The organism is Catellatospora sp. NPDC049111 (assembly GCF_040648615.1).
In the GTDB taxonomy this organism is placed as follows: domain Bacteria; phylum Actinomycetota; class Actinomycetes; order Mycobacteriales; family Micromonosporaceae; genus Catellatospora; species Catellatospora aurea.
Window position 1 is genome coordinate 73,463 of the sequence record NZ_JBEZEB010000037.1, and the last position, 10,665, is coordinate 84,127.

Annotated in this window: 8 protein-coding genes; all 8 read left to right on the top strand. The window is 70.5% G+C overall.

What is annotated here, in order from left to right:
• The first annotated feature begins 39 nt into the window (after positions 1–39).
• Complete coding sequence (locus AB0B66_RS33785) at positions 40–2,616, top strand: DUF4118 domain-containing protein (protein WP_360537669.1); 2,577 nt, start codon at positions 40–42, stop codon at positions 2,614–2,616.
• Positions 2,613–3,317: a response regulator gene (locus AB0B66_RS33790; protein ID WP_360537671.1), complete on the top strand. Its 705-nt coding sequence runs from the start codon at positions 2,613–2,615 to the stop codon at positions 3,315–3,317. Before AB0B66_RS33785 ends, AB0B66_RS33790 begins: the two co-directional genes overlap by 4 nt.
• Positions 3,318–3,443: 126 nt before the next feature.
• Positions 3,444–4,493: a magnesium transporter CorA family protein gene (locus AB0B66_RS33795; protein ID WP_360537673.1), complete on the top strand. Its 1,050-nt coding sequence runs from the start codon at positions 3,444–3,446 to the stop codon at positions 4,491–4,493.
• A gap of 231 nt (positions 4,494–4,724) precedes the next feature.
• Positions 4,725–5,279: a hypothetical protein gene (locus AB0B66_RS33800; RefSeq protein WP_360537675.1), complete on the top strand. Its 555-nt coding sequence runs from the start codon at positions 4,725–4,727 to the stop codon at positions 5,277–5,279.
• Positions 5,280–5,399: 120 nt separating this feature from the next.
• Positions 5,400–8,033 (top strand): sensor histidine kinase KdpD, encoded by a 2,634-nt coding sequence (locus AB0B66_RS33805; RefSeq protein ID WP_360537677.1) that lies wholly within the window; start codon positions 5,400–5,402, stop codon positions 8,031–8,033.
• 439 nt (positions 8,034–8,472) lie between these two features.
• On the top strand, positions 8,473–9,309 hold the full coding sequence (locus AB0B66_RS33810; RefSeq protein ID WP_360537679.1) for a slipin family protein: 837 nt from the start codon (positions 8,473–8,475) through the stop codon (positions 9,307–9,309).
• A 161-nt stretch (positions 9,310–9,470) separates the two neighbouring features.
• Positions 9,471–10,169, top strand: a complete 699-nt coding sequence (locus AB0B66_RS33815; protein ID WP_360537681.1) for a DUF4118 domain-containing protein — start codon at positions 9,471–9,473, stop codon at positions 10,167–10,169.
• Between the two features lie 304 nt (positions 10,170–10,473).
• The coding region (locus AB0B66_RS33820; protein WP_360537683.1) for a hypothetical protein at positions 10,474–10,665 on the top strand (192 nt) is incomplete at its 3' end.

Sequence of the window (10,665 nt, forward strand, 5' to 3'; positions counted from 1 at the left end):
GGAGCCCCTTCCCGGCAAGCGAGGGACAGGACCAGCGACATGTCGCGAGGCCAGTTGCGGATCTACCTCGGCGCCGCGCCCGGCGTCGGCAAGACGTACGCCATGCTCGAGGAGGCCCAGCGCCGCCGCGACCGCGGCACCGACGTGGTCGTCGGGTTCGTGGAGACCCACGGCCGCCAGCACACCCTGCAGATGATCGGCGATCTGGAGCTGGTCGACCGGCGCACCATCGAATACCGGGGCGCCACGTTCACCGAGATGGACGTCGACGCGATCCTCGCCCGCCGCCCCGAGGTCGTGCTCGTCGACGAGCTCGCCCACACCAACGTGCCCGGCTGCCGCAACGCCAAGCGCTGGCAGGACATCAACGAACTGCTCGACGCCGGCATCCACGTGCTGTCCACCCTCAACATCCAGCACCTGGAGTCGCTCAACGACGTCGTGCAGACCATCACCGGGGTGCCGCAGCGCGAGACCGTGCCCGACGAGGTCGTCCGCCGCGCCGAGCAGGTCGAGCTCATCGACATGACCCCCGAGGCGCTGCGCCGGCGCATGGCCCACGGCAACGTCTACCGGCCCGAGAAGATCGACGCCGCGCTGGGCAACTACTTCCGCGTCGGCAACCTCACCGCGCTGCGCGAACTGGCCCTGCTGTGGCTGGCCGACAAGGTCGACGAGCAGCTCGACCGCTACCGCAACCAGCACAAGATTGACGCCACCTGGGAGGCCCGCGAACGGGTCGTGGTCGCGCTCACCGGCGGGCCCGAGGGTGACACCCTGATCCGCCGCGCCGCCCGCATCGCCGACCGCGCCCGCGGCGCCGACCTGCTGGCCGTGCACGTGTCCCGCAACGACGGCCTCGCCGGAGCGGACCCCGCGCTGCTGGCAAAGCAGCGCATCCTCGTGGAGAGCATGGGCGGCACCTACCACCAGGTCGTCGGCACCGACGTGCCCACCGCCCTGCTCGACTTCGCCCGCGGCGTCAACGCCACGCAGCTCGTCCTCGGCGCCAGCCGCCGCGGCAAGTTCGCGCAGGTCTTCTCCCGCGGCGTCGGAGTCACCACGACCGCCGAGTCCGGCGCCATCGACGTGCACCTGGTCACCCACGCGGAGGCGCGCCGCGGCCGGCTGACCCAGCCGTCGGCCGCCAGCGCGCTGTCCACCCGCCGCCTGCTGGCCGGATACGCACTTGCCGTGCTCGGGCTCCCGCTGCTGGCCCTGATGCTGTACCAGCTCGGCGACCTCAACCTCGGCACCGACATCCTGCTGTTCCTCGCCGCGGTGGTGGCCGTGGCACTGGTCGGCGGCATGTGGCCCGCCATCCTCGCCGCCATCGGCGGCTCCGCGCTGCTCAACTACTTCTTCGTCCCCCCGATACGGCAATGGACGATCGCCGAACGCGAGAACCTGCTCGCCCTGGTCGTGTTCGTCGTCGTCGCCATCGCCGTCAGCGCCACCGTCGACTCCGCCGCCCGACGCACCCGCGAAGCAGCCCAAGCCGGCGCCGAGGCGCAGACCCTGGCCACCGTCGCCGGCAGCGTCCTGCGCGGCGACCGTCCGCTGACCGCGCTGCTGCAACGCCTGAAGGAGACGTTTGGCCTGGAATCGGTCACGCTGCTGGAGGCGCGCGACGACGCCCCCCACAGTCCCGACCGCCGTCACGAGGTGTCGATGTGGCGGGTCGTGGCCACCGTCGGCGGCCAGCCCTGCTTCGCCCCCGGCGAAGCCGACACCGACGTGCCCGTCAGCGAGAACCTCACCCTCGTCCTACGCGGACAGCCCCTCGCCGCAGCCGACCGGCGCATCCTCGAGGCGTTCGCGTCCCAGGCCGCGCTCGCGCTGCGCCACGAACGCCTCGCCGAACAGGCCGCCACCGCCCAGCCGCTGGCCGAAGCCGACCGCATGCGCACCGCCCTGCTCGCCGCCGTCAGCCACGACCTGCGCACCCCCCTCGCGTCGGCGAAAGCCGCGGTGGACAGCCTGGCCAGCAGCGAAGTCGACTTCGACGACGACGACCGCGCCGAACTGCTGACCACCGCCGCCGAGTCACTCAACCGACTCAACCGGCTGGTCGAGAACCTGCTCGACATGAGCCGCCTGCAGGCCGGGGTCCTCGGCGTGTCCCGGCGCGCCATGGGCTTCGAGGAGGTCGTGCCGCACGCCCTGGACGAACTCGGCACCCCGGGCCGAGGGGTGCGCATGCGGATCCCCGCCGACCTGCCCGCCGTCCACGCCGACCCGGGGCTGCTGGAGCGGGTCCTGGTCAACGTCATCGGCAACGCGCTGCGCTACAGCCCCGCCGACCGGCCGCCCCTGGTCAAGGCCAGCGAACACGCCGGACGCGTCGAGCTACGCATCGTCGACCACGGCCCCGGCATACCCGAAGCCGACTGGGAACGGGTGTTCCTGCCATTCCAGCGCGCCGGCGACCGCAGCAACGACACCGGCGTCGGCCTCGGACTCGCTCTGGCACGAGGACTGAGCGAAGCCATGGACGGCACCCTCACTCCCGAGTCGACCCCCGGCGGCGGCCTGACCATGGTCCTGTCGCTGCCCGTGGCACAAACCCCAGAAAACGCGCCCGAGGCCATGCCTGCCGGAAGGACGGCACCATGACGAAAGTCCTGATCGTCGACGACGAGCCGCAGATCCTGCGCGCGCTGCGCATCAACCTGCGCGCCCGCGGCTACGAGATCGAAGTCGCCGGCGACGGCGCCTCCGCGCTGCGGGTGGCCAGCGCCTACCACCCCGACGTGCTCGTCCTCGACCTCGGCCTGCCCGACATGGACGGCATCGACGTCATCCGTGGCCTGCGGGGCTGGTCGGCGGTCCCGATCGTCGTGCTGTCCGGGCGCACCGGCAGCGAGGACAAGGTGCAGGCCCTCGACGCCGGCGCCGACGACTACGTCACCAAACCGTTCGGCGTCGACGAACTGCTGGCCCGCATCCGGGCGGTCACCCGCCGCCACGCCGCCACGCCCGACGCACGCAGCGTCGTGCAGATCGGCCGGTACCGCGTCGACATCGCCAACCACCAGGTCAGCGACGTCTCCGGCGGCGGCGACGTGCGCCTGACGCCGACGGAATGGCAGCTGCTCGGCGCGCTGGTGCGCAACCCCGGCAAGCTGGTCACCCACCGCCAGCTCCTGCGCGAGATCTGGGGCCCGCAGTACGCCACCGAGACCAACTACCTGCGCCAGTACATGGCCCAGCTGCGCCGCAAGCTCGAAGACGACGCAGCGCACCCGCGGCAGCTGCTGACCGAGCCCGGCATGGGCTACCGCTTCGTACGATCACCGGACATCCCCGCCCAATGATCGGTCACGCCCTTGGCACCACCTGGCGAGCGCTGAGTTCAGCCGCGCCCAGCCTGCGGCCGGCTCTGCACGCCAGGTGGTGAATCGCCGGCAGGCGAGGCAAGGCAACGGTAAGGAGTACGCGCCATGGACGTCCGTCTGATCACCACCGCCGGAATCGAGCAGCGCACGGTCGAGGAACTACCCACACTGCTCGCCCGCGACGACGTGCTGGTCTGGGTCGACATCCCCAGCTGCGACGCGCAGGCCGCGCAAGTGCTCTCCGAGGTCTTCGGCCTGCACCCGCTCGCACTGCGTGACTGCGTCGAACGCAACCGCGTACCCAAGGTCCACGCCTACCCCAACCACGTCCTCGTCGTGCTGCACGCCCCCGAAAAGGGCCAACGCGGCCACGTGCACTACATCGAACTCAACCAGATCATCGGCCGCAACTACCTGGTGACCGTCCACGGCCCGATCAACCCGGCCGTCGACCCCGCAGCCGCGCTGCGCGAGACCAACGCCGTGCTTGAGCGCATGCACGCCGGGCGGCTGCGTCCGGCCACACCCTTCGAACTGTCCTACGCGATCGTCTCCGCCCTGGCCCGCAACCAGGAGGCCTACGTCGAGACCGCGACCAGCGACGTGTGGCGCCTGGAACAGCGGGTCACCGGCGGCGACGTCGGCGACCCCGAACAGTTCCTGACCGAGCTGTTCCAGGCCCGCCACGGACTGCTCGCCGTACGGACCATGAGCGCGCTCAGCGGCGCGATCTACGGCCGGATGACGACACTGCTGACCAACATGCCGCCCGAAGGTCAGCGGCTCGCCGCCGACCTCGCCGAGCAGTTCGATCGTGTCCGCAGCGTCGCCGACAGCGAACGCGAGTACCTCCAAGGAGTGATCGAGTTCTACCAGACCATCGTCACCGTCCGAGCCGCGCTGGTCGGCCAGGCACAGAACGAGGAGGTCCAGCGGCTCACCGAAGCCAGCTACGCCCAGAACGAGGAGATCAAGAAGATCTCCGGGTGGGCGGCCATCCTGTTCGCCCCGACGCTCGTCGCCGCCGTCTACGGCATGAACTTCGAGTACATGCCGGAGTTGCACTGGCGCGGCGCGTACCCGGCGGCACTGGTCCTGATGGTGATGTCGTCGCTGGGGCTGTACTGGACGTTCAAGCGGCGGGGCTGGCTGTGACCGCCGCCGGGCCGTGAAGGACTCCAGGCCTGGGTGCGTGCCTCCGACCGCGGCGCGCACCTCGTCCCTCCACGCCGCGACCGCCGTGGTGTCCGCCTGCGCTGCACATCAAGCCGCCGTCAAGAAACCGCCGACAGCCGTCGGGAAACCGTCAAGACGGGTAGCGGTGGTCGGCCGAACCCGCGACGGTAGGCAGGCACACGTGGAAACCGCAGGTGATGGGCAGGGCTGATGAGCGTGGTCGCCGTGACGATATTGCTGGTCGCCCTATCGGCGACCGTGCTCGCCACCCGCGCTCGCACGTTCAAGCCGCCCGGTGAAGGCATCAGGTTCGACGAAGCGGCGGTCACCATCATCGCCAGGGCCACCGCCCACAGGCCGGTGCGCCTCATCGCGATCAAGCCGACCGGGCGTGACCTGTCCCCGGGTGGCCACGCGGAGGCCCCGCAGGCCCACTACGCCGAGGCGATCTTCCTCGAGGTCACTGTGGCGCGGGCCCACCGCGGCGTGTACCACGTGCACGGCGAGCACTACAGCGGCTACCGGATCCTGACGGTGACGGGTTCGTCCGCAGGCCGGGCCGTGGCAGCGGTGCTGCTCGGCATCCGCGACGTGACCGGGCACGTGCCCAGCGTCGACTTCAGCTGGCCGACGCGCGGCCACGCCCGGCACCTGCTGCGTTTCCTGCTCCTGGGCGTCGGCCAGGTCGCCCCGGCGACCCGGGAGATCCTGCGACGGGCCGAGGCCGACAGCGCCCGCCGCCCGAAGGTGCATGTCGGTCCCTAGCCGCATTCCCGGCGACGAGCTCACGCGCACTCCACCGATCACGGCATGGCGCCCGTGCCGCCGGGCGCCGGGACGCCGGTCACCGCCACCACGCCGCACGTCGTGGGGGATGATCCGGTTATGGCACGTGGACAGCTGCGTATCTACCTCGGCGCCGCGCCCGGCGTCGGCAAGACCTACGCCATGCTGGAGGAGGCCCAGCGCCGGCGCGGGCGCGGCACCGACGTCGTGGTCGGGCTCGTCGAGACCCATGGCCGTAAGAGCACCGCCGACATGCTCGACGGACTGGAGGTCGTGCCCCGCAAGAGCATGGACTACCGCGGCGCGGCCTTCACCGAGATGGACGTCGACGCGGTGCTGGCCCGCGCCCCGCAGGTCGCCGTCGTCGACGAACTCGCCCACACCAACGTGCCCGGCAGCCGTAACACCAAACGCTGGCAGGACATCGCCGAGCTGCTCGACGCGGGCATCACCGTGCTGTCCACGGTCAACATCCAGCACCTGGAATCGCTCAACGACGTCGTCGAGCAGATCACCGGCGTAGTCCAACGTGAGACCGTCCCGGACCAGGTCGTACGCCAGGCTGACCAGGTCGAGCTCATCGACATGACCCCGGAGGCCCTGCGTCGGCGCATGGCGCACGGCAACGTCTACCAGGCCGAGAAGGTCGACGCCGCGCTGGGCAACTACTTCCGCGTCGGCAACCTCACCGCCCTGCGCGAGCTAGCGCTGCTGTGGCTGGCCGACAAGGTCGACGAGCAGCTCGACCGCTACCGCGCCGACCACGACATAGCCGGACAGTGGGAGACCCGCGAACGCGTCGTCGTCGCCGTCACCGGCGGACCGGAGGGCGACACCCTCATCCGCCGTGCCGCCCGCATCGCCGGGCGCAGCAAAGGCGCCGACTTGCTGGCCGTGCACGTGACCCGGTCCGACGGCCTCGCCGGGGCCGACCCGGCCCTGCTGGCCAAGCAGCGTCTGCTCGCCGAGAGCCTCGGCGGCACCTACCACCAGGTGGCCGGCGGCGACATCCCGCGAGCGCTGCTCGACTTCGCCCGCGGTGTCAACGCCACCCAGCTCGTGCTGGGCGCCAGCCGCCGCGGCCGCCTCGCGCAGATTTTCTCCCCGGGCGTCGGCGTGACCACCACCGCCCTGTCCGGGGCGATCGACGTGCACCTGGTCTCCCACGAGAGGGTCGGGCGGGGCCGGCGCCGCTCCCTCGCGGTGGGCACGTCCGCGCTGTCCCCGATGCGTCGGCTGGCGGGTTTCGCCGTGGCCGTCGTCGGGCTGCCGCTGCTGACCCTGGTGCTGTACGCGCTGCGCGGCGACCTGTCACTGGCCAGCGACATCCTGCTCTACCTCGCGATGGTCATCTCCGTCGCGCTGGTCGGCGGGCTGTGGCCGGCCCTGCTGGCAGCGGTGGCCGGGTCGCTGCTGCTCAACTTCTTCTTCACCCCGCCCGTGGGCACCTTCACCATCGCCCAGCGGGAGAACATCCTCGCCCTGGGCGTCTTCGTCCTGGTGGCCGCCGCGGTCAGCGCCGTCGTCGATCTGGCCGCCCGGCGCACCCGCGAAGCAGCCCAGGCATCCGCCGACGCCGCGACGCTGGCCACCGTCGCCGGTAGCGTCCTGCGCGGCACCCGACCCCTGCAGGCGTTGCTGGAGAACCTGCGCGAGACGTTCCACCTCGACGCGGTCACCGTGCTCGAACGCCGCCCTGACATCCCGACCGGCCCCGACTGCCAGACCGACCCCGCCGCCTGGCGGGTCGCCGCGACCGTCGGCGGCCAACCCTGCTTCACCCCGAGCCAGGGCGACACCACCGTCAGCGCCGACGAGCAGGTCAGCCTCGTACTGCGCGGGCCCGCACTGCCCGCCACGGACCGGCGCGTCGTCGAGGCGTTCGCCGCCCAGGCGGCGCTCGCGCTCCGACAGGAACGCCTCGCCGAGGAAGCCGCCAAGGCCAAACCACTCGCCGAAGCCGACAAACTGCGCACCGCGCTGCTCGCCGCGGTCAGCCACGACCTGCGCACCCCGCTCGCCTCCGCCATCGCCGCCGTCGCGAGCCTACGCAGCGACGACATCACCTTCGACGAACACGACAAGGCCGAGCTGCTCGCCACCGCCTCGGAATCGCTGGACCGGCTGAACCGGCTGGTCAGCAACCTGCTGGACATGAGCCGCCTGCAGGCCGGCGCGGTCGGCGTCGCCGCCACCACCCTGTGGCTCGACGAAGCCGTGCCCACCGCACTCGACGAACTCGGCGAACCAGGCCGGGCGGTGCAGGTGCGCATCCCCGACGACCTGTCCGCCGTTCGGGCCGACCCCGGACTGCTGCAGCGGGTCCTGGTCAACATCGTCAGCAACGCCCTGAGGTTCAGCCCACCCGGCCGACCGCCGCTGATCACCGCCAGCGAACACGCCGAACAGGTCGAACTGCGCGTCATCGACCACGGCCCCGGCATCCCCGACGACCAACGCGACCAGGTGTTCCTGCCGTTCCAGCGACTCGGCGACCGCGACAACGACACCGGCGTCGGTCTTGGCCTGGCACTGTCCCGCGGGCTGGCCGAAGCGATGGGCGGGACCCTGCTTCCGGAGACGACACCCGGTGGTGGCCTCACCATGATCCTCAACCTGCCTGCAGAGCCGGCGTCGGCAGGCCTCACCGCCGCAGAAGCTGCCGCCGCCGAACGTGCCCTCACCGAAGGTCTGCACCATCGCAGGCCGGATTCCGAACACGGTGAGCCGTAAAGGCCAATGGCTTCTCGTGTCATCGGATACCTCCGTGGATACTCCGGCCTTCAGACCGGAGAGGAAACGGACCTCCTACGGAGCAGGGCAGGAAAGGCCGGTTCGCCACCAGGGCGAATCCGGCGTCCACCGGTGTTACGGGAGAGAACGGGTGTGCTGATTTGTTGCGGCCTGGCCGGCGAAAACCAAGCCGGCCGGGCCTACCGCCGGGCTGGCGGGAAGTCAGGTCTGTGGAGCCTGTGTAAGACCGATGGGCGGTACACCGCTCCTTGCTGGTAAACCCAGGTCGGCAACGGGCTATGAAGCAGAAACCTCAACCCGCGAGGGTCGAATCCCCCTGCTTCGGCTGGGGGAGATGTCAACTTGACGAAATTCATACACCCGCTGCTCCGCGCGAGCGCGCATGCTCTATGCCACACATGCGTTTCAGGAGGCGGGAATGGGCGCCACGGCCGGTGGATTCACGGGCTTCGTCGGAGCGGTGCTGTGCGGCCTGGCGGCGCTGGTCGCATTGTGGGTGGTCCTCGGCGGGGTAAGGATCGTCAACCAGGTCGAACGGGGCGTGGTGTTCCGGTTCGGCCGGGTCCTGGGCCGTATCCGCCAGCCTGGCCTGACGCTACTGATCCCGCTCATCGACCGCCTCCGGAAGGTCAACATCCAGATCGTGACACTGCCCATCCCGTCGCAGGAGGGCATCACCCGCGACAACGTGTCGGTCAAGGTCGACGCGGTCGTGTACTTCCGGGTCGCCGACCCATACAAGGCCGCGATCGAGGTGCAGAACTACCGGTACGCCACCGAACTGCTGGCACAGACGTCCCTGCGGTCGATCATCGGCAAGGCGGAGCTCGACGACCTGCTGTCCAACCGCGATGAGCTGCACCGGGAGCTGCGGGCTCTGCTGGACGAGCCGATGATCGCCTGGGGCATCCACATCGACCGGGTCGAGATCAAAGACGTGCGGCTGCCGGAGTCGATGAAACGGTCGATGTCCAAGCAGGCCGAGGCTGAGCGCGAGCGCCGGGCCCGGGTGATCACCGCTGACGGCGAGTTCCGGGCGGCGCAGAGCCTGGCGGACGCATCCACGATCATGGCAGGGACACCCGGGGCCCTGCAGCTGCGGCTGCTGCAGACCGTGGTCGAGGTCGCCGCGGAGAAGAACTCGACGCTGGTCATGCCGTTCCCGGTGGAGCTGCTGCGCTTCTTCGAACAGCACACCACCGCACCGCCGGCACAGGCGGCGAAGATCCCGCAGGAGCGGCCCGCCGCCGACTGATCACGGTTCTGCACTGCCTCAACCGTGCGCCACTGGCGAGCTGCCGACCTGGACGTGTCCACCGATGGCGGCTGCGGGAAGTTCCGTGGCAGGGGCCCCATGGCCGCCGCTGGATTATCGTCAGAGGGGTGAGCGGATGGTCCCGTCGAGATCGTCTGGCTTTGACAGCTGCCGTGGCCGGCCCGCTGGCAGTGTCGCTGCTCCTCGTGCCGTTCCGCAGCGGCCTGGTCAACACGCACGTCGCGCTGGTGCTGGTCGTGGTGATCGTCGCGGTCGCCGCCGCCGGCAACCGGCTGGCCGGCATCGTGGCAGCGATGTCGGCGGGTGTGTGGTTCGACTTCTTCTTCACCGCGCCCTACCAGCAGCTGGCCATCACGGACCGGCAGGACGTCGAAACGTTCCTTCTGCTGCTCGTCGTCGGAAGCGCGGTGACGGAACTGGCCGTGTGGGGACGCCGCCAGCAGGAGCGGGCCGCTCGGGAAGCCGGCTACCTGGCAGGGCTCCAGGCTGCCGCCGCCGCGGGTGCCACGGGAGCGTCGGCGACCACGCTCGTACGGGACGTGCGCGCACAGCTGATCGGGACCCTCGACCTGAGCGGCTGCCGGTTCGAGCCAGGCGTCGCGGGTCTCGGCGACCCGCCACGCCTGCTGCGCGACGGCAGCGTGGTATGGCACGGCAGATCCTGGGACGCCGACCGTGACGGCCTGCCGGCCGACACCGACATCGAACTGAGGGTCGAGAACGGCGGCCGTCTACACGGCCGCTATGTGCTGCGCGCCAAGCCGGACGCGCACCCGTCACGCGAGCAGCGCCTGGTTGCCGTCACCCTGGCCGACCAGGTCGGTGCGGCACTCGGCTGAACCGGGCAGACACCTCACCAGCCTCGTCCCGTGTGGCGGGGCGCAGACCGTACCTGCTCGACAATTGCTGGGGTACGTCCGTGTAGGCCGCGCGGTAGGCCGCGCTCCTGACCCGAGCGGCACCCCGGTCCCGTCGGCCATGTGCAGGATGCCGGTATCGCGGCCCTACTACAGAGTCGACCAGCCTGCGCCGAGTTTTGATCATTCGAAGGACCGGACCGTCTTGACGAAATCTTGACGCCCCCACGTTCGGCAAATGGCCTATCGTGGCTCACCTACGGTTCGACTCGGGCATCAGGCGGATATGAACGACACTAAAACGGCCGAAGCGATCGAGTACGCCGTTCCGGCGACCGTGGAAAGCCCCGACCACATCACTCCACCGTCCGGCCGGTTGAACCGCTGGCTGCTGCAGCACCGGGTGCAGCCGGTCGGGCCGGAGGCCGACGAGAGCCACGCCAAGCCGCAGTCGTGGTGGAAGGTCATGTGCCTGACC